The sequence below is a fragment of the Paenibacillus sp. FSL H7-0716 genome (assembly GCF_038002705.1).
Taxonomy (GTDB): domain Bacteria; phylum Bacillota; class Bacilli; order Paenibacillales; family Paenibacillaceae; genus Paenibacillus_AQ; species Paenibacillus_AQ odorifer.
The window spans coordinates 104,893-128,279 of sequence record NZ_JBBODA010000016.1 but is presented as its reverse complement, the minus strand read 5'-3'; the positions used below and the strand labels follow the sequence as shown (position 1 = coordinate 128,279).

The following is a 23,387-nucleotide window of genomic DNA, read 5'->3' as shown; positions in this document are numbered from 1 at the left end:
TAAGACGATCAGTTAACTATCAATTTGCTTAACGAGAGGAGATAGGGAAGATGTCAGGCAACAATAAACAAGCTACAAAAACCTTACCCCCACAGGAGCAGTATCATCAGCCAGGGATTGAGAGTGAAATGACGCCGCTGCCCAAATACGAGCCGGCAAATTATAAAGCAGCAGGTAAACTGCAAGACAAGGCGGCGTTGATTACCGGTGGAGACAGCGGAATTGGGCGTGCAGTTGCTGTGCTTTTTGCTAAAGAAGGCGCTGATGTGGTCATTTCATATCTTAATGAACACTCAGATGCAGAGGAAACTAAACGTCAGGTCGAGCAGGAAGGCCGCAAATGTATCCTCATTCCAGGTGATATCGGTGACGAGAAATTCTGTAAAGATCTTATTAAACAGACGGTGGAGAGCTTAGGAAAGCTTGATATTCTCATCAATAACGCGGCAGAGCAACATCCGCAAGCTAAGATCGAGGATATTACTTCCGAGCAGCTAGAGCGTACTTTCCGTACGAATATATTTGCGATGTTCTATTTAACAAAAGCAGCTATGCCTCATTTAAAAGCAGGATCTACAATTATAAATACAACTTCAATTACCGCTTATCGCGGAAGCCCGCAGCTGCTGGACTATTCATCAACTAAAGGAGCTATTCTTAGCTTCACACGATCCTTGTCCACGAATCTGGCAGAGAAGGGCATACGGGTAAATGGTGTAGCACCAGGTCCAATCTGGACACCGCTGATTCCCTCTACCTTTGATGCAAAACAGGTTAGCGAGTTCGGAGGTACACAGCCTATGAAACGGCCTGGACAACCAGAGGAGCTGGCACCAGCCTATGTATATCTGGCCTCTGACGATTCCAGTTATGTGACTGGACAGGTTATTCATGTAAATGGTGGCGAGGTAGTAAACGGTTAGATCAGTACAGCTAATGTGAATAAATGGGTGTATTTCAATAAAAAAATATGTTACTATAAACCACGTTAGTATTTTAAAATTGTATATTTATGTCACTAGGGGTGCCGATTGGCTGAGACGGAATGGATTTCCGGACCCTTTGAACCTGATCTGGTTAAGACCAGCGTAGGGAAGTGGAGGACGAATTTCTGTTGTCGGTCTATTTGTAGTGCCGTCTATATACAGATTCTGACTGCCTTCCTTACGGGAGGCAGTTTTTTTGTTTTTACTGACCTATAGGGAAGTGAGAGAGAGGAGATCGCGAGTGGTGCAAGCTGAGATCCATCTAATATCAGACGGCAAGCTGCAGCAAAGACATTTTGTTGAACTAGCTGTCACGGTGCAGACATGGGTCGATTATATTCACTTAAGAGATAAGCAATGTCCTGCACGCGAACTACTCGCTGCGGCACAGGAGCTGTTGGCTGCCGGTATGCCCGCTACCAAACTGATAATCAACGACCGGATCGATGTAGCCTTGGCAGCTGGTGCCGCAGGAATTCAGTTGGCTTGTCACAGTCTGAGCCCGGATACAGCCCGGCGAATTGCACCTCAGCTTCGGCTGGGGAGATCGGTTCATTCTCCGGAAGAAGCGGCGAATGCTTCAGAGCAGGGAGCTGATTATTGCTTGTTTGGTCATGTATTTCCCTCGGATAGCAAGTTAGGGCTGCCCGCACGTGGGCTAGAGCTGCTTGCAGAAACGGTGAAGACCAGCTCTATTCCTGTCATTGCGATTGGCGGAATTAGCCCCGCTAATGCGGCGCAGATCATCAGGAAAGGTGCGGCAGGAGTTGCTGTGATGTCCGGTATTTGCGGAGCGGATGATCCTTATGAGGCCGCCAAAGCTATTCATAAGGCGGTTCATTCATAGCCTGGAGGTAACAGCAGGGCCGAAGGGGGTGATTCAGAATGAAGCTGTTGATTAACGGGAAATCCGCAGAGTGTTCTGGTGGTATTCAAACTATAGCTGATTTGATCAGTCTTCCTGAGTGGTCGGGTCGTCTGATGATCATTGAGCTGAATGGAGAAATTGTCAGTAAGGAGAATTATGAAAGTACTGCTCTGAGCGAGGATGATCGTTTGGAACTGGTGCACTTTGTTGGTGGGGGTTGAGATGGAGCGGTATAGAATTTTGAGAAATTTATAAGAACCAAAGGGAGGTAATTTCATGCATGACCAGTTACATATTGGCGGCATCGAATTAACCAGTAGATTATTTATCGGAACCGGAAAATATAGCCGGAATACGCTGATCCCCGAAGTGATTGCTAGCTCTGGTTCTCAGGTGATCACTGTAGCGCTTCGCCGAGTGGACCCAGAAGCTGGCGCAGAAAATATCATGAACCACATTCCCGGCCATATGACTCTTCTGCCTAATACCTCAGGAGCGCGCACAGCGGAAGAGGCAGTCCGTATTGCGAGATTAGCAAGAGCTGCGGGACTGGGGAACTGGGTCAAGATCGAAGTGATCAATGATCAGAAATACCTGCTTCCAGATAATCTGGAGACCATACGAGCTACAGAGATTTTAGCAGCGGAGGGTTTTGTAGTATTGCCTTATATGAGTCCGGACCTTTCAGCTGCTTTACGTCTGAGAGATGCCGGTGCTGCTGCTGTGATGCCGCTTGGTGCGCCGATCGGGACGAATCGCGGCCTGCGCACCAAGGAGCTTGTGCGTATTCTTATTGAAGAAGTGAATTTGCCAATTATTGTAGATGCCGGGATTGGCAAGCCGTCGGAAGCGGCGGAAGCAATGGAGATGGGGGCCGCTGCTGTTCTGCTTAATACGGCTATTGCAACGGCACGTAATCCGCTCGTCATGGCGGAAGCGTTCCGTGAGGCGATATCCGCTGGCCGTAAAGCTTATTTGGCAGGACTGGGTCCTGTAGAAGAAGTTGCTTTTGCTTCGTCACCGTTGACTGGATTTCTGAACTGAATTGGATAGGTTCACCAAAGGAGGGAGGATTAGCATGAGCTTTTTTGACACACTGGCCCGCTTGGAGCAGTATCCTTATGAGCAGCTGTGGAAGGAGTTCCGGGAGGATGACGTTAAGCGGGCGCTTGGAAAAGACAAGCTGAACGAAAATGATTTGCTGGCATTGCTCTCTCCGGCAGCAACGCCGCTGCTAGAGGAGATGGCGTCGGCAGCACAGCGACTGACCCGTGCCCATTTTGGTTATTCGATGCAGCTGTTCACACCGATGTATCTTGCGGATTTTTGTGTGAATCATTGTACCTACTGCAGCTTCAGCTCCATTTATGATTTTCCGCGCAAAAAGCTGTCCTTGGAGGAGGTCCGCAGGGAGGCAGAGAAAATTGCAGCTACAGGTCTGCGGCATATCCTCATTTTGACTGGTGAATCGCGCTGGGAGAATCCTGTCTCATATATTAAGGATTGTGTAGATGTACTCAGGGGATTTTTTTCCTCCGTCAGTATTGAGATAAATCCTCTATCAACTGCAGAATATAAAGAACTTCTTCAAGCAGGGGTGGATGGACTAACACTATACCAAGAGGTTTACCACCAGGAGACTTACAGAAAGCTGCATGTTAAAGGGCCAAAAAGAAAATACCGGAATCGCCTGGATGCACCTGAACGCGGCTGTCAGGCAGGTTTTCGTTCTGTGAATATTGGTACGTTGCTCGGGATGTATGATTGGCGGCAAGAGGCATTCCAAAGTGCCATGCATGCCCGCTATTTGCAGGATCGGTATCCAGATTGCGAGATCAGCCTGTCACCTCCACGTTTTCGGCCTTATTTAGGGGAATTTAACCCAGAGTGCGATGTTACCGACCGATCGCTAGTGCAGATTATTTTGGCATACCGGTTATTTTTACCCCGTTCGGGCATTACCTTATCTACAAGAGAGCCTGCCTCTCTACGCGATCATTTAGTTCATCTGGGAATAACTAAGATGTCAGCCGGGGTCACTACTGAGGTGGGCGGTCACACTAATGCAGGGGGAACTCCGCAATTCGAAATATCCGATAGCCGCAGTGTGCAGGAGATTACGGAAATGCTATATACGAAGGGTTTGCAGCCCATTTTTAAAGACTGGGATATCCTGACCGAACCAGCAACGTAACGCTTGTATTATCAATTATTAATCACTAAATGGACCCCTGCGAGATTCATGCGGAGGTCCATTTTTATTGTCTAGAGGGTGTTTAGTTTCCGGCAGAGAGCTCATCGAGAGACATTTCGAAACTCGGTGCCATATGAGTCAGGAAATAATCCACTTCCTGCAGGCCAAGCCCACGAAGTTTTGCTGCTGTCTGCTCCTTCGCGGCGGCAAATTCTCGGTTGCCTGCAGCAACCTCCCATACGCATTTCAAATAAGCATCCAGCCGATCAGCGGCTTTCACATAGCTGTGCAGCAGAATGTCCTCCGAATCGGGAGGGCTGTCTTCCGGTCGTATAAGCTGAGTGTAGATGCTTTTCAGCTCTGATGGAATCATTCCAGTTAAGCGATCAGCCGCAACTTTCTCCATTTCGCGGAAGCTGGTGAGCAAGCGAGGATTGTTGTATTTTACTGGCGTGGCGATGTCGCCTGTGAACACTTCGCTGGCATCATGGAACAGAGCTATGGTTGCTGCTCGTTCCGCGTTTAGTGAACGTCTAAAATGAACATTACCGATGGAACAGAGCATATGTGTGAGCAATGCAACATGAAAAGAATGCTCAGCGACGTTCTCCGGTGCGGTGCTGCGCATCAAGCTCCAGCGCTGAATATACTGAAGACGATATAGATAGGCAGAAAAATGGTAGCTCAATTTTAAAGTAACCCCTTTCATGCGGTGCTAGGTATGATATTATTATACTAATTGTATCAAACTTTAGATAACCTGGAACTGCCGAGAGGAGCTTGAATGAAGATGCAGCATTTTGAAGACAGTATTTATAACCTTATCGTAGAAACTTCCACGAATTTGCCGGGAGATGTACGCCGGGCAGTTGCTAAAGGTCGCGCGCTGGAAGACAGGGCTACCCGGTCCGGTCTTGCTTTAACCACGATTGCGCAAAATATCGGAATGGCTGAGCAGCAAGTGTCTCCGATCTGTCAGGATACGGGAATGCCTACATTTATCATTCACACCCCTGTGGGAATCAATCAGATTGAGATGAAAAAAGATATTCATAATGCCATTGTACGAGCGACAAAGAATGGTAAACTTCGTCCCAATTCTGTAGATTCATTAACAGGTGAGAATAGCGGAGATAACTTGGGTGCAGGCACACCAGTCATTCATTTCGAACAATGGGAAGAGGATAAAATAGACGTTAGACTTATTCTGAAGGGTGGAGGCTGCGAGAATAAAAATATTCAATACAGTCTCCCGGCAGAACTAGAAGGACTCGGCAAAGCGGGTCGGGATCTGGACGGAATCCGTAAATGTATTTTACACGCGGTATATCAGGCGCAGGGACAAGGCTGTAGTGCCGGTTTTATTGGCGTGGGTATCGGCGGTGACCGTACGACTGGCTACGAGCTGGCTAAGAAGCAGTTGTTCCGCAAAGTGGAGGATGTTAATCCGATAGAAGACCTTAGCAAGCTGGAAGACTATATTATGGAGAATGCTAACAAGCTTGGAATTGGCACGATGGGCTTTGGTGGTGAAGTATCGCTGCTGGGCTGTAAGGTTGGCGTTATGAATCGTCTGCCAGCTAGCTTTTTCGTATCCGTTGCTTATAACTGTTGGGCCTTCCGCCGCCAAGGGGTGCTGGTTGATCCATCAACAGGCAATATAGAGGATTGGTTGTATGAGAGTGGCACAGGGATATCTGTAGATGATGAAGGGGCACATGAATCTGAAGCGGTAATTGCTGAGGGAGCTAACAGCCCAGCCTCTGAGTCGCGGGAAGTACGTCTTACAACGCCGATAAGTGAAGAGGATATCCGTAGTCTGCGTGTTGGAGACGTGGTTATTTTATCCGGTGAAATGCATACAGGCCGTGATGCTTTGCACAAATATTTAATGGATCATGAGTCTCCGGTAGATCTGGAAGGGGCTGTGATTTATCATTGCGGTCCTGTGATGATGAAAGATGAGGAAGGCTGGCATGTAAAAGCTGCGGGCCCAACTACGAGCATTCGTGAAGAGCCTTATCAAGGCGATATCATCAAAAAATTTGGAATCCGTGCAGTCATCGGAAAAGGGGGTATGGGTCCAAAAACGTTAAAAGCGTTACAAGAGCACGGCGGGGTATACCTCAATGCGATTGGTGGAGCCGCCCAGTATTATGCAGAGTGCATTAAGAAAGTCAACGCTGTTGATTTTATGGAATTTGGTATTCCTGAGGCAATGTGGCATCTCGATGTGGAGGGTTTTGCAGCGATTGTGACGATGGATGCTCACGGCAACAGTCTGCATGCGGATGTGGAAAAAGATTCAGCAGCTAAATTGACTCAATTCAAGGAGCCAGTGTTTAAATAAATGGGGTTACAACCGGTGGATAAGTCATGAGGAGGGCAGATTCTCTGAATGGCTTTTCCATGGGTTTTAATCATATTATAAGGATTTATATGTTCCAGACTATAAATTATCCTTAAGGAACGCCGAAGGCGTTTTTGCCTGTCTAAAGGAGGACAACGAATGGCACCACATTATATTAGAAATGGTTTTCTTAACGTTACGCCGTATTTTATTGCGGAAGATGCAGACCAATTGATAGATTTTGTTGTGCACTGCTTTGATGCCAAAATTATTGATATGCTGCGAAACGATGAGGGAAGGATTAGGCATGCCGAGGTCAGAATCGGTGATTCCATCATTGAGATTTCTGAAGCGAATGAAAAGTATTCACCGGTACAGCTTGCCATTCATCTTTATGTAAGAAATGTTGATGAGACCTACCGCAAGTGCCTGGATGCCGGGGCCTCTATTATTGAAGAACCACTGGATAAGTCCTATGGAGAAAGAGGAGCAGGGGTTAGAGACCGTCAGGGTAATCAGTGGTTTCTTGCCACCCGTACAGAATAAACTCATGTGTTTTTACAAAAGTAATACAAAGTAACAGTCCAGAGTTAATCAACTCGGGCTGTTATTTTTATATAATCTACTCTGGGGGGCTTATGTCACGGTCATAGTCGTACTGGTATTTTGGAGAAAATGAAGTTAGGATAAAAGATACAATGATAAAGGGAGAGGCACATTTCAGATGAAACCGTTTCGCGCTCGTCTTACGTTTATACTTATGGCCTTAATCGGTATTTCCATGATTGGTACTGGATTTACGATGGCTCATCTGTTTAAGAGCTCCCATATAACTGCTCTGGAAGAGAATATGTCCCGGGAAATAAGCTTGCTCTCAGGCACACTGGAATTTGTAGATATGAATTCTTCGAATGCGATCCCGTATTACACTGAACAGGCGGAGCATATTTCTAAACTTTTAGATTCTCGGATAACGTTTATTACAAAGTCGGGTAAAGTAATTGGCGATTCTGAGAAAAACCCCTTGGAAATGGACAACCACTCTAATCGTGAAGAAGAGATAGGGGCTGCGAAAGAGGGAACTGGACGGGCAATCCGTTACAGCGAAACTCTAAAGCATGAGATGTTATATGTGGCTGGAAAGGTAACTTCTGATCAGGGATTTGACGGCTATATTCGGGTCTCAATGGGACTTGATGCTGTAACGCAAGGCCTTAAGCATGCATGGATGATCATGGCTGCAGGTCTAATTATCTTGTTCTTGTCAGCAACGATTGTGAGCTATAAAGTAGCTTCAAGCATGACTTCCCCGCTGGAGCAAATCACAAGAGTCGCCCGGCGGATTACCGATCTGGATTATGATGCCAGAGTTCATTTGAAGCGTAAAGATGAAGTTGGGCAGCTGGCTACCGCAATTAATGCGATGGCAGACAGTCTTCAAGACCAGCTTAAGACGATTCGTGATAATGAGGATCTGCTGCAAAGCGTACTGGATAATATGACTGGCGGCATCATAATGATCAATGCGGAAGAAGAGATTGCGCTGCTTAACCGGGCTTCAGAGCGAATGCTTGATGTCAGTAACGGTGAAATGGCGGGTCATTCATACAAAGAGTTAAAACGTCATTATGAGCTAACCCGTCTGCTTGAAGAAGGGGTGTTAAGCCGGGAACCGATTCATGAAGAACGAAGTATTTATAACCCAAGAGAGCGAATTGTACGGATGGACGCGGTTCCGATGATCCAGGATGGTACGTACAGAGGTATGCTTTTCCTATTGCAAGAGGTTACGGAAATTCGCCGTTTGGAGCGGATGCGTAGTGAATTTGTAGCTAATGTATCGCATGAACTCAAGACTCCGGTTGCAGCGGTCAAAGGGTTTGCCGAGACCTTGCTGGGTGGCGGAGTTAAAGATGAGAAGACGGCGAGATCCTTCCTGCAAATTATTTATGATGAGAACGAGCGTTTAAATCGCTTGATTGGAGATATTCTGGAATTATCTAAAATCGAATCTAAACGGGTGCAGCTCGATTGCTCACCGGTTCATATCATTGAATTCTTTGATTCCGTGCTGGGAACCATCAGTAAAGTCGCTGAGAAGAAAAACATTAGTCTTAATGTAGAGGTTCCTGAGGAGCTATTTATTGAGGCGGATGAGGATAAGCTGCGTCAAATCTTTATGAATCTTTTCTCTAATGCGATTAATTACACACATGAAGGCGGAAACGTAAAGGTCTACGTTAAGAGTCTACTGAAACCAGACGGCTCCGAAAATGTTCAATTTACTGTTAGCGATACGGGTATGGGGATTCCTAAAAAAGATCTGCCGCGTATTTTTGAACGTTTTTACCGGGTGGATAAAGCAAGATCCAGAAGCTCCGGTGGAACGGGATTGGGGCTGTCTATTGTGAAGCATTTGGTAGATATGCACCATGGAGTGATTTCAGTTGAAAGTGATCTGGGGATCGGCAGTTCCTTTGTGATTGAATTGCCTTTGCTGCAGGAAGAAAAGACCGATTAGATTTTTGTAAATTCACTTTTTCAATTTTACACTAAGTTAACATTACGGTGATATGATGGTTTTGTTGCTGTTTTGTAAAAATCAAACTATATGGAAGACGGGGGAACCTATGGCTCAACGATTGCTTGTCATTGAAGACGAACCGACACTAGCCCGGCTGCTGTCTTATAACTTAACGCAGGAAGGTTACGAGGTGACGGTAGAGGATCATGGAACGGCAGGATATGATCGTGCGACGAGGGAACCTTTTGACTTGATCGTATTGGATCTGATGCTGCCAGGAATGAATGGCATTGACATCCTTGATAAATTGCGTGGACAAGGTATCCGCACACCTATTATCGTATTGACTGCTAAAAATGCTGAAGAAGATGTGGTTAGAGGGCTGAAATCCGGTGCTGATGATTATATAACCAAACCTTTTGGAGTATCCGAATTGCTTGCAAGAGTGAGCGCTGTATTGCGGCGGATCTCTGGTCTTGCTGAAGAGGCTCCACAAGAGACACCTATATCTGCTTCTACGATCATTCTGGGACAACTAGAAATCTATCCTGAGCGGTATGAAGTTTCCTTAGGTGGACATAGCATTAACCTGCGACCTAAAGAGTTCGAGGTATTGTTATATTTGGCTCGTAAACCAGGGGTAGTGCTGACAAGAGATGATCTTATGAACGCTGTATGGGGCTTTGATTATATTGGTGGACAGCGCACCGTTGATGTGCACGTAAGTTCACTTCGTAAAAAGCTTGAGCTAGATCCAGAATCCGTCCATATCGATTCCATTCGAGGTGTAGGTTATAAATTAGTTGTTAACAAAAAGAGAGCTCCGGTCATTTAGCATGACTGGAGTTTTCTTCTTTATCCCGTTCATAAACAAGATTCAGGTGAGATTACACGCCGATTTGTAGGGAATACTATCACGTGGACTAATTCATCTTCACCAATTTTACATTGCGTTAACATTTCTCTCCAACTGTATTTACATTAAAAGCTTATTATGGAGAACGAAGATGATGAGAAGGAGACGTAAATACTAATGAAATCCATCATTGACATAGAGAAACTTGATCTCTACTATGAGTCATTTCACGCACTGAAGAATGTGAATCTGCAAATTCCGGAGAAACAGGTTACTGCTTTTATTGGACCTTCCGGTTGCGGAAAATCCACTCTGTTGCGCACGCTGAATCGTATGAATGATATGATTCCTGGTACACGTATTGAAGGAACTGTAAACATCGGCGGCAAAAATATTTATAGTGACGAGGTAGAGGTAGAAAGCCTGCGTAAGCAGGTGGGCATGGTATTCCAACAGCCAAATCCTTTTCCAAAGTCGATTTACGACAATGTAGCTTATGGCCCTCGCCTGCACGGCATTCGTTCAAAGAGCGAACTGGATGAGATTGTAGAGCAAAGTCTGCGTCATTCCGCGCTGTGGGAGGAAGTTAAAGATTTTCTGAAAAAATCTGCCCTTAGCTTGTCCGGCGGACAGCAGCAACGGCTGTGTATTGCCCGAGCTTTGGCAGTACAGCCGGATATTCTGCTCATGGATGAGGCAACGTCTGCACTTGATCCTGTGTCTACGCTCAAGATAGAGGAGCTTGTACAGGAATTAAGAAGTAAGTATACAATCGTTATGGTTACTCATAACATGCATCAGGCGGCACGTGTATCTGGTCGAACCGTGTTTTTCTTGAATGGTGTAATTGTAGAGGCGGCGGATACAGAAGTGTTGTTCTCGACTCCTAAGGATTCCCGCACCGAAGATTATATTTCTGGACGTTTCGGCTGATACGGGCTACAAGGGCGCTCGTCCTTGGAAATGGCAAGCTGACCATACATTAATGAGGAGGATCGCTCTTACTATGATTCGCAGAAAAGAATTTGATAAAGATTTGGAAGAGCTGCGCAGTCTGCTGCAGCAGATGGGTGAACATGTAATAGATGCTCTTGGTGGAGCAATTGTTGCTTTACAGAATCTTGATACTGTGCGCGCTCAGGAAATCATTAAAGCAGATTTGCAGCTGAATGCCATGGAAGATAAAATCATGGAAATTGGCTCACGGCTAATTATTACACAGCAGCCTGTAGCAAAAGATTTGCGCCGCATTATCGTTGCTTTCAAAATATCCAGCGATTTGGAACGTATGGGTGACTTGGCTATTGATGTTGCGAAAGCAACTATGCGCATCCATGGACAGCAGCTGATCAAGCCGCTTGTAGACATTCCACGTATGGCGGAAATTGTGACGACCATGATTGATGAGGCTATCCAGTCTTATCTGGATGAGAACACGGATCTGGCTTATAGAATGGCACAAGATGATGATCAGGTCGATCAATTATATGGTTCGATGATCAATGAGCTATATAGTTATATGGTGGCAAAACCGGATTCTGTATCTCAAGCTATGTTATTAACGCTGGTAGGCCGTTATATTGAACGGATTGCCGATCATGCGACTAACATTGGTGAGAGTGTTGTTTATCTGGTCACAGGCAGCCGTCCGGACTTGAATCAGTAATTTGCACTTCCACAGCTTTTGTTATATCTTTAGTTAAACTAAGTAGCCGCCCTTTTAAAAGGGCGGCTACTTGTTGTATATCCTTAACATATCAGCTTATCCCACTGTTTAGGTTGGTAAAGCCGTTTCTACTTGTACAGGGCATATGGTAAGATGTAAGGAGTACGCATGAAAAAGGCGAGGTGCACTATGGACAAGTTGATACTTATAGATGGAAACAATATTATTTACCGTGCTTTTTTTGCGATGCCCCCGCTGACGAATACAGCAGGGCAACAGACAAATGCGGTGTACGGATTTACAACGATGCTGCTTCGTTTAATCGAAGAACATAAACCGACACATATGATTGTCGCCTTCGATGCAGGGAAAGTTACTTTTCGGCATGAAGGTTATCAAGATTATAAGGGTGGCCGGCAAAAAACACCGCCGGAGCTCTCCGAGCAGTTCCCTTTGTTGAAGGAATTGCTGACTAATTTAGGTGTACCGCAATTTGAAATTGGCAATTATGAGGCTGATGATATTATTGGCACCATTTCGCGCCAGGCGGATGAAGCGGGACGGCAGGTTATGATCGTGTCGGGAGACAAGGATATGTTGCAGCTGGCCTCTGAGCATACGACCGTTGCCTTAATCCGCAAAGGGGTCACCGAAGTTGAGCTTTATGGGCCGGAACAAATCCGGGAGAAATATGACCTAACCCCTGAGCAGATCATTGATCTTAAAGGACTGATGGGCGATGCAAGTGATAACATCCCGGGAGTACCCGGCGTAGGTGAGAAGACAGCTTTGAAGCTGCTGCATCAATTTGGATCGGTGGAAGGTGTCTTAGCTGGAACTGGTGAGCTAAAGGGTAAAATGAAAGAGAAACTGGAAACCCATGCAGAAGATGCGGTGATGAGTAAAAAATTAGCGACCATCTATCGCGAAGTGCCGCTTGAGCATTCGTGGGAAGACATGGTCTTTAATGGAATTTCAGCGGATACCGCGGGACCGGCGCTTGCCAAGCTGGAATTTAAATCATTGTTGGAACGTTTGTCACTTAGTGCCTATGCTCCTGTTGCCGAGGGTGAGGAGAGTGCAGCTGAAGTAGAAGCTGCGGCACTTGATATTACGATCGTAAGTGAAGAAGAACTTAAGGGACTAAGTGAAGCCCTGGCTGGCATTTCGGCACTGCATGTGGAATCGTATGGAGATAATCCGCATCGTGCCGAGGTAATCGGAATTGGATTGTCCTCTCTGGAGCGGCATTACTATGTGCCGTTTGAACTACTGCAAAAACCGGCTGCTGCGAAGCTGCGTGATTGGCTAGGAGATGAAAAGGCTCCGAAAAGTGGATATGATCTTCACCGCGCTGATTTGGCTCTACACTGGCAGGGAATTGCTTTTGCAGGTGCAGCCCATGATGTGCAGCTGGCGGCGTATTTGCTTGATCCTACGGAGGCTAATCAGAACCTAAACGATCTCACTGCTAAATACGGCTTGCCGCGGCTCTCTCCTGATGAAGAGGTATTTGGTAAAGGTGCCAAATACAAAATTCCTGAGCTGGAAGTCTTAGGGAATCACGTTGCACGAAAGAGTGCAACAGTTCTTGGAATCGCACAAAAGCAACAGCAGGAGCTGGTGGAGACCGCGATGACAGGGCTATTCGAGGATCTGGAAATGCCTTTGTCACGGATTTTGGCGGATATGGAGAAACAGGGGATTGCCGTCAATGCGGGTGATCTTAAAGAGCTTGGAAAAGAATTCGAGGCGCAAATTTCCAAATTGGTCAGTGAAATATACGAGATTTGTGGCACTGAGTTTAATTTGAACTCACCAAAGCAGCTGGGTGAAATCTTGTTTGTAAAGCTAGGTCTGCCTGTCGTCAAGAAGACGAAGACGGGTTATTCCACGGATGCCGAAGTGCTTGAGAAACTGGCGCCATACCACGATGTGGTACGTTTGATTCTGCAATATCGCACAATTGCAAAGCTGCAATCTACCTACGTAGAGGGGCTGCTTAAAGAAATTTCCCCGAACACAGGGAAAGTGCATACATTCTACCGGCAGACAATTGCCGCTACAGGACGGCTTAGCAGCCAATTCCCGAACTTGCAGAATATCCCGATTCGTCTAGAGGAAGGACGCAAAATCCGCAAGGTATTCGTTCCGTCCGAACCGGGCTGGTCCATCTTAGCAGCCGACTATTCGCAGATCGAGCTGCGTGTGCTGGCACATATTTCCGGCGATGAGCGGATGAAGGAAGCCTTTCTGCATGATATGGATATTCACACGAAGACAGCGATGGATGTGTTCGGTGTGACCGCGGAACAGGTGGACAGCAATATGCGCCGTGCCGCAAAAGCCGTTAACTTCGGGATCGTTTACGGGATCAGTGATTACGGTCTCTCGCAGAATCTGAATATTCCGCGTAAGGAAGCCGCGCAATTTATTGAGCAGTATTTTGAGGTTTATCAAGGTGTGCGCCGCTATATGGACGATATCGTAGTGGAGGCACGGAAGTATGGTTATGTGACCACGTTGCTCGAACGTCGCCGTTATCTGCCGGAGATTAATGCGAAAAACTTTAATCTGCGCTCTTTTGCGGAGCGGACAGCAATGAATACACCTATACAGGGAACAGCAGCGGATATTATCAAGCTGGCGATGGTGCATATGGACAAGGCATTATTTGATCGTGGGCTTAAGAGCCGTATGCTGCTTCAAGTACACGATGAGCTTGTATTCGAGGTGCCAGAGGATGAAATGGAGCTTATGAAGACGCTTTTGCCGGAAGTAATGGGTGGAGCCCTGAAGTTATCTGTGCCGCTTAAGGCAGAGGTCAGCTTTGGAAGTAACTGGTACGAGGCGAAATAGACTCCCTTTAAGGTGTGCATATCAGCTATAATGTAGTTGAGGTGAAGACATCATGCCGGAATTACCGGAAGTAGAGACAGTCAAGAGAACACTTAATGAGTTAGTTAATGGAAAGCAGATAGAGAATGTAACCGTCCGGTTGGCGCGGATTATTCAGCGTCCGGATGATATTCAGGCTTTTGCCCACCTGCTGGCAGGTCATAGCATTGTAAAAGTTGAACGAAGAGGAAAGTTTTTGCGTATTGTGCTGGATGGTCTGGTGCTTGTGTCACATTTACGGATGGAAGGCCGTTACGGACTTTTTTCAAATGATGACCCACTGGACAAGCATACACATGTGATTTTTCATTTTACGGATGGAACTGAGCTGCGTTACACGGATGTTCGCCAGTTCGGGACGATGCATCTATTTCAGATGGGAGAAGATCTTCAGCTGCCGCCTTTAAATAAGCTGGGGCAGGAGCCGCTGGAGCCTTCTTTTACACCGGAGAGGTTTAAGCAGATCGTGTCAGGTAAAAGCACCAAAATTAAATCGCTGCTGCTTAATCAGGAATATATCGTCGGCATCGGCAATATTTATGTAGATGAGTCGTTGCACCGTGCGGGTATCCATCCTGAAGACAGCGCCAAAGCGCTCACGGACAATCAATTGGACAAGCTGCATCATGCCATTGTAAGCACGCTGGCCGAAGCGGTTAACGCCGGAGGTTCATCTGTTAAGTCCTATGTTAATGGCCAAGGTGAGAGCGGTACGTATCAGCAGCAGCTATTGATTTACGGTCGTAAGGATCAGCCGTGCAGTAACTGCGGAACGATGATTGAGAAGACGGTTGTTGGCGGTCGTGGCACGCATTATTGTCCAAATTGCCAGCGTCCGACGGTTAACTGAATTTGTTGAAATAATAAGGTTGGCACCCACTACATGTCCCGCCCATATACTGTGTGAAGAATGCTTAATAGAGAACGGAAGCTGAAACGATAAAATTTCAGTTTTCCGGTTCTTCACAGGAGGGATTGCGGGTGCTCAGCCCATTATTTTCACTGCTATTGCTAGCGTTTGCCTTGAGTTTGGATGGTTTTGGTGTAGGAATTACATATGGGCTGCGTAAAATGAAAATACCACTGCTCTCCGTTCTGATTATCTCGCTCTGTTCGGGGGTAGTTATCTGTGTATCGATGCAGGTTGGGGTTTTGCTTGCCAAGGTAGTGTCTCCGAATGCAGCTTCTATGGTTGGTGCGGTTATACTTGTGCTAATGGGATGCTGGTCGCTTGTTCAGATGCTGATGCAAAAAGAGAAAGAGGCAGATGGCGGACGTAAAGCTGAAACGGTAGACGAGGGCTCATTTTCCGAGCAGGCTTGGGCAGAGGTAGCGGCTGATTCTGAAGCGGGTACAGAACCTGTTATGAATGATGAACCGTTGAAATCAGCTGTTTTTTCGCTTGAGCTTCGCCGTTTGGGGATTGTAGTGCAGATCTTGCGTACCCCGTCTTCTGCGGATATGGATGCCTCAGGAAGCATCTCTTCGATGGAAGCGATGATACTTGGGATTGCGCTCTCTCTGGATGCTTTTGGGGCTGGACTTGGCGCAGCGCTGCTTGGCTTCAATCCGATATGGACATCACTTACAATAGCTTTGTTTAGTGGTACATTTCTATTGCTGGGTATGAAGACAGGACTTAGATTTGCCGGGAACTACTGGATGAAGCATGCTGCCGCGTTACCAGCGTTATTATTGATTGCAATGGGAATACTGAAGCTATTATGAGGTGAGTACATGATTATAGGCTTAACCGGAGGAATCGCATCCGGAAAAAGCACAGTGTCTGCACTGCTTGTGAACAAGGGAGCGAGGCTGGTTGATGCCGATGTGATCGCCAGAGAAGTTATGCTTCCCGGGCATGAAGTGTTGGCTGCTGCTGCTAAGCAATTCGGAAAAGAGATCCTTTTTCCGGATGGAACACTGAATAGGGCCAAATTAGGTGAAATCGTCTTTCAAGATCCGGTGGCCCTGCAAACCTTGAACAATTTGACGCATCCTGCCATCCGGCAGGAAATCAAAGACCGTATGTACAGCATGGAGCAGGAAGAGCCGAAGCGGCTTATTATTGTGGATATTCCGCTTCTTTTTGAATCAGGGCTTGAGACCCTGTTCCATGAGATTGTAGTAGTCTACGTTCCCCGTGAAATGCAAGTTGCTCGATTAATGGAACGTAATAGGCTCTCATTAGAAGAAGCAGAAGCGCGATTGAATGCACAGATGGATATTGAACAGAAACGTAATAAAGCGGACTACATCATCGACAACAGTGGCGATCTTGCGTACACTGAGCAACAGGTTGCTGTTTTTTGGGACAGGCTGGGTTTATCATGAAATGGCTACGTAAAAAAAGAGTACTGCTTCTGCTATTTGTGGGTTTTACGGCAATATTGTTTCTGAGTACTAACTGGATGTCGTGGTTTTATCCCATCCATTTTAAAGATGAGATTCGCAAGCACAGCATCACTTATGAGATAGACCCGTTTCTTGTAACCGCGATTATTCGGGTAGAAACGAACTTTAAAACTGGACGAGAATCCAAAAAAGGCGCACTAGGGCTGATGCAGCTTATGCCGGATACCGCGAAGTGGGCGCTGGAAAAGGCCAAGCTTCCAAACGTATCTATGGAAGAACTCAAGCATGAGCCTTCGGCTAATATTGAACTGGGTACATGGTATCTTTCAACTTTATCCCGTCAATTCGAAGGTAAACGTACAGCAATTATCGCAGCCTATAATGCTGGGCCCGGAAAAGTTCAACGCTGGTTGGACGAAGGGATCTGGGATGGGACAGATGCAACCATTAAAGATATTCCCATTGGTGAAACCAGGCATTATGTACAGCGCGTTAATTATTACTATGATCAGTACACGGACATTTACAAAGAATTTTAATTTCTACCGTGTTATGTATAAAAAGAAGTATTAAACGACCTGTAGGTCGTTTAATACTTCTTCAAAAAGCTTATGTTGGTCAGGTTATTTGTATTGACCTGCCAGTTGTTGTTCTGCCAGGGTTACAAGACGTTTAGTGATGTAACCACCGATCGAACCATTTTCATAAGAAGTTTTATTGCCTTGGTAACCATCTGGGGAAAGCGTGATTCCTAGTTCTTGGGCAACTTCGTATTTAAGTTGTTCCAAGGCACCGCGGGAATTTGGAGCTACAAGGTTATTGGAGTTGTTGCTTTGGCTCATTGCTGTTCACCTCCTCTGTTGGTAACTGTATTATGTGCCGGACTTGCCATTATCATTACAAGAAAAAAACGGTGATTTCTGGAAATAATAAAAAAGCCGTTCAAAAGCCGGATTTATAACGTTCCGGGACCAAACCATTATGTATTAGGAAGTGATGAAGCTTATGAAATGCCCTTACTGTGATCACACAAATACTAAAGTGCTGGACTCGCGACCAGCGAATGAAAATAAGTCAATCCGTCGTAGGCGTGAATGTGAGCGTTGCAGCAAACGTTTCACTACTTTTGAAATGATTGAAGAGACGCCACTGATTGTAATTAAAAAAGACGGCAGCCGTGAGGAATTCAGTCGTGATAAAATACTCCGCGGTCTCATCCGTGCTTGTGAGAAACGGCCGGTTTCTGTGGAACGTCTAGAAAAGATCGTGTCCGAGGTTGAGAAATCTTTGCGCGGCATCGCCGTTGCGGAAGTGGAAAGCCAACAGATTGGTGAATTCGTGATGGAGCAGCTCTACCCAGTAGATGAAGTGGCTTACGTTCGTTTTGCGTCCGTATATCGCCAGTTCAAGGATATTAATATGTTCATGAAGGAACTCAAGGGGCTGCTGTCCAAGAGTACGGGAGAATTAGAGGGATTATAGGGTTTTGTCCAGTTAGGGCGTTACAGCCAATCCTAGGGTGTGCTAGGAGTGCTTCTACTGGTTTGTTTCCTCTGGGTTTTGCGTGGGAAATTAGAGTGAAAAAATGAATTTTAAAAAAAGTGTTGACATAGAGGGCGATTTTTTATATTATATAGAAGTCGCCTACGACGCTTGAGTTTATCGGAACAACTCAATTACGACCAAACTAAAATTATAAAATGTGTGATTACATACATCTGAGATTTCAGTTTGGGGCCATAGCTCAGCTGGGAGAGCGCATCGCTGGCAGCGATGAGGTCAGGGGTTCGATCCCCCTTGGCTCCACCAAACATCATATGGACTCTTAGCTCAGTTGGTAGAGCAGTAGACTCTTAATCTATTTGTCCAGGGTTCGAGCCCCTGAGAGTCCATCCTAAAGAAACGGCAGAAATGCCGTTTTTTTTGCTGTTTGGGGAAGAGTGACTTTTTATTTGGTTTGATCGTGGTATGTTTTGATAGATAAAACGTACAATGCAAAGAGAGTCGTGCGGAAACACGACTCCCTTTGCAATAGCCGCTTTTAAGGGCGGCGGCTTCGGAAGTTTAGTCAGGAAATCGACCGCATTCCTTTGCGAGAGGGCGGTCTATTTCTTTTTGAGGTAGTTGAGCAATGCAATAATGAACATGCCGAACATGAACATCAGTGACAATTGCTGACTCCAATTACAGACAATCCATATCTAAAGAAACAGCAAGATGCTGTTTCTTTTTTTGTTCCCATTTATTAATTATCATTAAATCCATTAAACTCCTTAAGCATTTGGATAAAGGTTTCAAGCTGTTGATTATCCCATTGGGCTATGCGCTCATAAAATATGAACTCCTTATCCTGTAACGCATCAAAGGTTTTTTGTCGTCCAAGATCAGTGAGAGTAAGAAGGATCGCTCGACGATCGTTAGGGGAGTCTTCCCTTTTGATATAACCCAAATTCTCGAGTTGCTTGATGAGACGGCTGACTGAACTACGATCCATAGCCGTAGATTCTGCCAATACAGAGGCACTTGTTGGACCATAGGAGTACAGCCAACGAACTATATGGAAAGCAGCAGGTTGTACAGATGAATCGAAAGCGGCAGCAGTTCTGACATTTAGGGCATGCGAAGCGCTAATAAGGGCACTAATTTGTCCACCTAGCTTCAGTTCTAATTGTCCTCTCGAAGTGTCTTTACGTTCGGGATTCATTGTTTTAACCACCTAACCTTGAATTTTTATATAGTTGACATATGTCAATCATCATCATATAATTGATATATATCAATTATATATTTTGGAGTATACGCTGTCAAAATGAAATTGCTCCTTCCTGATGAATTCCTGATATAAAGGAAAATGTAGAGGATGACAAAGCCGATTATTGTAATTACTGGAGCTACTAGCGGTTTGGGACAACTCGTTGCACTTGAAATGGCTAAGCGAGGTGCCCATCTTGTTCTGACTGCAAGGAGTAAAACCCGTTCGGAAGTAACTGAAAAAATGATAAAGGAGAGCGTACCAGCAGCCGAAATTAGTTTTTTCTACGGAGACTTATCCTCAATGAGGGATGTCACTAGGTTAGGACAAGAAATATCTAGTGTTTTTACGAAGATAGAGGTGTTAATAAATAATGCAGGGCTTCATGGGTTTGAACAGCGGATAACTGCAGATGGATTCTCAGAAATGATGGCTGTGAACTATTTTGCACCTTGGTTATTGACGCATACTTTAGAAGGTTCTTTGAAAGCAGCAGGAAATGCAAAAATTATAAATGTTGCTTCGGAAGCTTCACGCCGGCATGGAGTGCTAAAGTTGCCAGAAGATTTGCTCAATACAGCTTCTTTTACTTCCAGAGGATCATCTGAGATTTATGGGAAAACCAAACTGTTAAATATCATGTTTACCAGTGAGCTTGCACGTCGATGGGCGGAAACGGGAATTAGCGTTCATGCATTGAATCCGGGTTTTAACGTTACAGGTCTCGGGCGTGAACTTTGGTTTTCTTCGATGCTTAAGCACTTATTGAATTTCTTTCGTATTGGCGATCCTCGTAAAGGAGCTGAGATCATTATTCGTTTAATGACCGATCCTAAATATCAAGAGAGCAGTGGGGGATATTTTAACGTTGGGACAGGCAATCCCATTGTACCCGTACAACCGGGAGGAGATAAGGTATTGGAAAATAAATTATGGAACGATACGGGAGACATTTTGCAGCAGAAAGGTTTCGTTGGAAATTGATTTAATTAGTGAAAATGAGCTCTTGTCCGTTCGAATCACCCACTTATGATCCTGCGGACTGTATAGCTCTTGTTTTCTATATTCGGTGCAATTAGTCGGGTGATCGGACCGTAGCGCACTTATTTCCTCTCCAGTAGCAGTATTTTGCTTTGAAAAGACTAAATAAGTGCGTAGGAGTCCGATAGCTTGGGAAAACGCCCCATAATCAGAAAATAAGAGCACCTCGGTCCGTTGTATCTCAACCTTCCGCCAGAGCGGCATTTTATAGTACTACGAGCAGAAATAGACCGCATCTCTAGTGAGAGAGCGGTCTATTTTACCGTTCCCGTTAGTTACCGTATTCCTTCAAAAGCGTACCTCACCAACTGCTGCACATAAGCATCGTCTATGGGTTGGCCGGTCACCAGTAAGCGGTAGAATATCGGCCCGTAAATAAGATCGGTAACTACTTCAATATCGAGATTATCCTTCAATTCCCCGCGCTGAACACCCCGTTCCATAAGCAGCCGTGCCTCAAGCCGACGAGGCTGGAAATATCGGGTCCGATAAGTTTCCGCCAAGCCTGAATCCATCTGTCCTTCGCCAATGATCTCCGTAATGATTTTACCCTCTCGACTAATCAGGAACCGGGATAAGTTCGTTGCATGCATGAGAATATCATCAAATACTGAACCTGTGTCAGGTACGGGCAGTCTGTCCGCAGCGGAGGATAGGAATCCATCCATCACCACGGCAGCCTTGTTAGGCCACCATTTATATATCGTAGCTTTGCTGACCTTGGCACGATCCGCTATTTTTTCCACCGTAACTGCTCCAAAACCATTTTCCAATAACAAATCATAGGATGCGGTAAGAATAGACTTCTCCGTCTCAACATTACGCGGACGCCCTCGTTTACTCTCCATCTGAAATCACCCTTTCATTAATCTGTTTCCAATCAAAATATAAACTATACGTTCAGTATACTAAAAAAACCTAAAAAAATAAATGACTATCACCTATTTACAAAACGATACGTTCAGTATATTATTTAGACATGAATTAGTGAACTAAACGTACAGTATTTAAATTATTAAGACCATCTGAGGAGGATTCACATGCAAAAAGAACAAGCGGTGAAAGAGAACCACATTTCAAGTTGGATGATGTTTATGTTAGCAGCCGCATGTGGGCTTATCGTGGCCAATCTTTATTATGCTCAAACCCTTGTTGGACCTATCAGTGTCTCGACAGGACTTTCTTCTACAGCCGCAGGCTTGATAGTCACTTTAACTCAAATCGGTTATGTTGTAGGTTTGTTATTTATCGTGCCGTTGAGTGACATTGTTGAGAATCGGCGTCTCACGATAATCACGTTAATGGTTGCAGTGGGTGCATTGCTGGTTGCAGCCTTCGCAGCTAATGCGCCTTTATTCCTGACAGCATCTTTGTTTATAGGAACCGGTTCTGTGGTAGCCCAAATCCTGGTGCCTTATGCCACCTATTTAGCGTCTGAAGAGCAGCGTGGGCGTGTGGTTGGTAATGTTATGAGTGGACTCTTACTAGGTATTATGTTTGCCCGGCCCGTGGCAAGCTTTATCACCAGCATCTGGGGATGGCAAGCCGTTTTTATTTTTTCAGCGGTCGTCATCACGTTGTTAGCCATTCTTCTGTCGCGATTTCTTCCTGAACGTAAACCTGCACCTTCGGTAAGCTATAGTAAATTAATTGTCTCTTTAGGCACCCTTTTAAAACAAACGCCTATATTGCGCCGGCGTGCCTTATATCAAGCTTGTTTATTTGGAGCTTTCAGTCTCTTTTGGACGGTGGTTCCGTTGCGGCTGGCGGATGATTTTGGAATGTCGCAGCAAGGGATCGCATGGTTTGCTTTAGTAGGTGTTGGTGGGGCTGTAGCCGCGCCGATTGCTGGAAGACTGGCAGATAAAGGTTGGAGTAAATGGTTAACCGGGCTGGCCATGATCATTGCCACCTTGTCTTTTTTACTAATTCATCTTTTCCATAGCCACTCAACTTTTGCTCTCATCCTGCTCTTTATTTCCGCGATTACATTGGATATGGCCGTATCCGGAAATCTTGTACTCGGACAGCGTGTGATTTATTCATTGGGAAGTGAAGCGAGGGGACGTCTTAATGGGATCTTTATGGCGATTTTCTTCGTGGGTGGAGCCGTTGGATCATCTTTGGGTGGTTGGGCTTATGCCTATGGGAGATGGACCTTCGCCTCACTCATCGGAGTGATCCTGCCGCTATTGGCTTTGGTTTACTTTTTCACTGAAAAAAGATCAACTAAAGCTGTTGAATAAAGCCTTGCTTTAAGAGTGGGGGTTAGGTTTTACACGGCAGAATAGACCGTTACCTTTGGTTAGGGCGGTCTATTTCTTTTTGAGGTATAAAGCTTGATAAACGTTAGTTATGCTCCGCTAACTGCACTTCAAACCCGTCCGGGTCCAGGATATAAAAGAACCGCAGGTGGGGATTGGGGGCGATTGGTCCGCGCGCTACTAGGATACCTTGGCTTTTTAAACTCTCCATCGCTTCATCAAGTGACTCCACTTCGAAACCCACAGAAACGCCACATTCCGGCTTCAAAGCCGGGTCACTTCCCTGAATAAGCTCGATCTTGGGTTGCCCCTCCAGACCTAACATGACGATCTGTTTTCCACTGCTCTCAAATCTACGCTCAATGGGTAGCCCCAGTATCCGGTTATAAAAATGAAGGGAAGCCTCCAGATCGCTGACCCGAAGCGTAATCCAATTCATACTCAATTTCATGGTTTTATAGTCTCCTCTGATGAATATTCTATATCGTATATTATACGCTATCATCTTGCCCGGAAACAGGGAGAATGGGAAATCAAGAACGTTTAATGAGGATAAAAGCCCGAAAAATCAGCTGTGCAACCAGTGGTTGACAGGATGTAAGGGGAGATAGGTAGTCAATTACAGAACGTTAT

At 45.6% G+C, this 23,387-nt stretch carries 25 protein-coding genes, 2 tRNA genes and 1 riboswitch; of the genes, 21 read left to right on the top strand and 6 right to left on the bottom strand.

From position 1 onward, the window contains the following. Positions 1–50: 50 nt before the first annotated feature. The 5 genes from MHH60_RS20005 (at position 51) to thiH (ending at position 4,048) form a co-directional block, all read left to right on the top strand. Positions 51–923 carry an SDR family oxidoreductase gene (locus MHH60_RS20005; RefSeq protein WP_076133964.1) on the top strand — a complete coding sequence of 291 codons (873 nt, stop codon included), beginning with the start codon at positions 51–53 and terminating at the stop codon, positions 921–923. An 87-nt stretch (positions 924–1,010) separates the two neighbouring features. Continuing rightward, a riboswitch (TPP riboswitch) is annotated at positions 1,011–1,112 on the top strand. A gap of 118 nt (positions 1,113–1,230) precedes the next feature. Next, the gene (locus MHH60_RS20000; RefSeq protein WP_076134083.1) at positions 1,231–1,833 is read left to right on the top strand and encodes a thiamine phosphate synthase; all 603 of its coding nucleotides are present in this window, start codon (positions 1,231–1,233) and stop codon (positions 1,831–1,833) included. Between the two features lie 38 nt (positions 1,834–1,871). Then, entirely contained in the window at positions 1,872–2,075 is a 204-nt protein-coding gene (gene thiS, locus MHH60_RS19995) for a sulfur carrier protein ThiS (RefSeq protein ID WP_038569682.1), read from the top strand. Between the two features lie 55 nt (positions 2,076–2,130). Further along, positions 2,131–2,898, top strand: a complete 768-nt coding sequence (locus MHH60_RS19990; RefSeq protein ID WP_076133965.1) for a thiazole synthase — start codon at positions 2,131–2,133, stop codon at positions 2,896–2,898. Positions 2,899–2,932: 34 nt separating this feature from the next. Further along, entirely contained in the window at positions 2,933–4,048 is a 1,116-nt protein-coding gene (gene thiH / locus MHH60_RS19985) for a 2-iminoacetate synthase ThiH (protein WP_076133966.1), read from the top strand. An 82-nt stretch (positions 4,049–4,130) separates the two neighbouring features. Here thiH and yfbR read toward each other — a convergent pair whose 3' ends face one another. Continuing rightward, a complete protein-coding gene (gene yfbR, locus MHH60_RS19980) occupies positions 4,131–4,736 on the bottom strand; it encodes a 5'-deoxynucleotidase (RefSeq protein WP_111503265.1) in 606 nt (201 codons plus the stop codon). 102 nt (positions 4,737–4,838) lie between these two features. Between yfbR and MHH60_RS19975 the strand changes: the two genes are divergently transcribed. From MHH60_RS19975 to MHH60_RS19925, 11 genes are all read left to right on the top strand, one after another. After that, positions 4,839–6,398, top strand: a complete 1,560-nt coding sequence (locus tag MHH60_RS19975; protein ID WP_076125145.1) for a fumarate hydratase — start codon at positions 4,839–4,841, stop codon at positions 6,396–6,398. A 159-nt stretch (positions 6,399–6,557) separates the two neighbouring features. Further along, positions 6,558–6,944 carry a VOC family protein gene (locus MHH60_RS19970; RefSeq protein WP_076124919.1) on the top strand — a complete coding sequence of 129 codons (387 nt, stop codon included), beginning with the start codon at positions 6,558–6,560 and terminating at the stop codon, positions 6,942–6,944. A 178-nt stretch (positions 6,945–7,122) separates the two neighbouring features. Continuing rightward, on the top strand, positions 7,123–8,919 hold the full coding sequence (pnpS, locus tag MHH60_RS19965; RefSeq protein WP_076124920.1) for a two-component system histidine kinase PnpS: 1,797 nt from the start codon (positions 7,123–7,125) through the stop codon (positions 8,917–8,919). A gap of 109 nt (positions 8,920–9,028) precedes the next feature. Next, positions 9,029–9,757 (top strand): response regulator transcription factor, encoded by a 729-nt coding sequence (locus MHH60_RS19960; protein ID WP_036678951.1) that lies wholly within the window; start codon positions 9,029–9,031, stop codon positions 9,755–9,757. A 198-nt stretch (positions 9,758–9,955) separates the two neighbouring features. Next, positions 9,956–10,711, top strand: coding sequence for a phosphate ABC transporter ATP-binding protein PstB (gene pstB / locus MHH60_RS19955; protein ID WP_036678954.1), 756 nt, complete (start codon positions 9,956–9,958; stop codon positions 10,709–10,711). Positions 10,712–10,784: 73 nt separating this feature from the next. Then, positions 10,785–11,444, top strand: coding sequence for a phosphate signaling complex protein PhoU (gene phoU, locus MHH60_RS19950; RefSeq protein ID WP_036678957.1), 660 nt, complete (start codon positions 10,785–10,787; stop codon positions 11,442–11,444). A gap of 189 nt (positions 11,445–11,633) precedes the next feature. Further along, positions 11,634–14,303 carry a DNA polymerase I gene (gene polA, locus MHH60_RS19945; protein WP_076133968.1) on the top strand — a complete coding sequence of 890 codons (2,670 nt, stop codon included), beginning with the start codon at positions 11,634–11,636 and terminating at the stop codon, positions 14,301–14,303. A gap of 52 nt (positions 14,304–14,355) precedes the next feature. After that, positions 14,356–15,192, top strand: a complete 837-nt coding sequence (mutM, locus tag MHH60_RS19940; RefSeq protein ID WP_076133969.1) for a DNA-formamidopyrimidine glycosylase — start codon at positions 14,356–14,358, stop codon at positions 15,190–15,192. Positions 15,193–15,323: 131 nt separating this feature from the next. Beyond that, positions 15,324–16,070, top strand: a complete 747-nt coding sequence (locus tag MHH60_RS19935; RefSeq protein WP_076133970.1) for a manganese efflux pump — start codon at positions 15,324–15,326, stop codon at positions 16,068–16,070. Between the two features lie 9 nt (positions 16,071–16,079). After that, on the top strand, positions 16,080–16,676 hold the full coding sequence (gene coaE, locus MHH60_RS19930) for a dephospho-CoA kinase (RefSeq protein WP_076133971.1): 597 nt from the start codon (positions 16,080–16,082) through the stop codon (positions 16,674–16,676). Beyond that, the gene (locus tag MHH60_RS19925; protein WP_036678971.1) at positions 16,673–17,236 is read left to right on the top strand and encodes a lytic transglycosylase domain-containing protein; all 564 of its coding nucleotides are present in this window, start codon (positions 16,673–16,675) and stop codon (positions 17,234–17,236) included. The genes coaE and MHH60_RS19925 overlap by 4 nt, the downstream gene beginning before the upstream one ends. A gap of 84 nt (positions 17,237–17,320) precedes the next feature. Here MHH60_RS19925 and MHH60_RS19920 read toward each other — a convergent pair whose 3' ends face one another. Continuing rightward, positions 17,321–17,539, bottom strand: a complete 219-nt coding sequence (locus MHH60_RS19920) for an alpha/beta-type small acid-soluble spore protein (RefSeq protein ID WP_036678974.1) — start codon at positions 17,537–17,539, stop codon at positions 17,321–17,323. Between the two features lie 163 nt (positions 17,540–17,702). On the opposite strand from MHH60_RS19920, the gene nrdR reads away from it, so the two are divergent. The 3 genes from nrdR (at position 17,703) to MHH60_RS19905 (ending at position 18,589) form a co-directional block, all read left to right on the top strand. Continuing rightward, positions 17,703–18,179 (top strand): transcriptional regulator NrdR, encoded by a 477-nt coding sequence (gene nrdR, locus MHH60_RS19915; RefSeq protein WP_036678976.1) that lies wholly within the window; start codon positions 17,703–17,705, stop codon positions 18,177–18,179. Between the two features lie 251 nt (positions 18,180–18,430). After that, a tRNA-Ala gene (locus MHH60_RS19910) sits at positions 18,431–18,506 on the top strand. A 10-nt stretch (positions 18,507–18,516) separates the two neighbouring features. Continuing rightward, positions 18,517–18,589 (top strand) — tRNA-Lys (locus MHH60_RS19905). A gap of 213 nt (positions 18,590–18,802) precedes the next feature. Here the strand turns inward: MHH60_RS19905 and MHH60_RS33320 are convergent. Together MHH60_RS33320 and MHH60_RS19900 are read right to left on the bottom strand one after the other, a co-directional pair. Then, a complete protein-coding gene (locus MHH60_RS33320) occupies positions 18,803–18,868 on the bottom strand; it encodes a putative holin-like toxin (RefSeq protein WP_367946865.1) in 66 nt (21 codons plus the stop codon). A 74-nt stretch (positions 18,869–18,942) separates the two neighbouring features. Next, a complete protein-coding gene (locus tag MHH60_RS19900) occupies positions 18,943–19,401 on the bottom strand; it encodes a MarR family winged helix-turn-helix transcriptional regulator (protein ID WP_076133972.1) in 459 nt (152 codons plus the stop codon). A gap of 156 nt (positions 19,402–19,557) precedes the next feature. Between MHH60_RS19900 and MHH60_RS19895 the strand changes: the two genes are divergently transcribed. Further along, on the top strand, positions 19,558–20,433 hold the full coding sequence (locus MHH60_RS19895; RefSeq protein ID WP_076133973.1) for an SDR family NAD(P)-dependent oxidoreductase: 876 nt from the start codon (positions 19,558–19,560) through the stop codon (positions 20,431–20,433). A gap of 332 nt (positions 20,434–20,765) precedes the next feature. Here MHH60_RS19895 and MHH60_RS19890 read toward each other — a convergent pair whose 3' ends face one another. Continuing rightward, positions 20,766–21,338 carry a TetR/AcrR family transcriptional regulator gene (locus tag MHH60_RS19890; protein WP_076133974.1) on the bottom strand — a complete coding sequence of 191 codons (573 nt, stop codon included), beginning with the start codon at positions 21,336–21,338 and terminating at the stop codon, positions 20,766–20,768. A 192-nt stretch (positions 21,339–21,530) separates the two neighbouring features. Between MHH60_RS19890 and MHH60_RS19885 the strand changes: the two genes are divergently transcribed. After that, a complete protein-coding gene (locus MHH60_RS19885; protein ID WP_076133975.1) occupies positions 21,531–22,736 on the top strand; it encodes an MFS transporter in 1,206 nt (401 codons plus the stop codon). 103 nt (positions 22,737–22,839) lie between these two features. On the opposite strand, the gene MHH60_RS19880 is transcribed toward MHH60_RS19885, so the two are convergent. After that, on the bottom strand, positions 22,840–23,205 hold the full coding sequence (locus MHH60_RS19880; RefSeq protein WP_081388886.1) for a VOC family protein: 366 nt from the start codon (positions 23,203–23,205) through the stop codon (positions 22,840–22,842). Positions 23,206–23,387 lie beyond the last annotated feature (182 nt).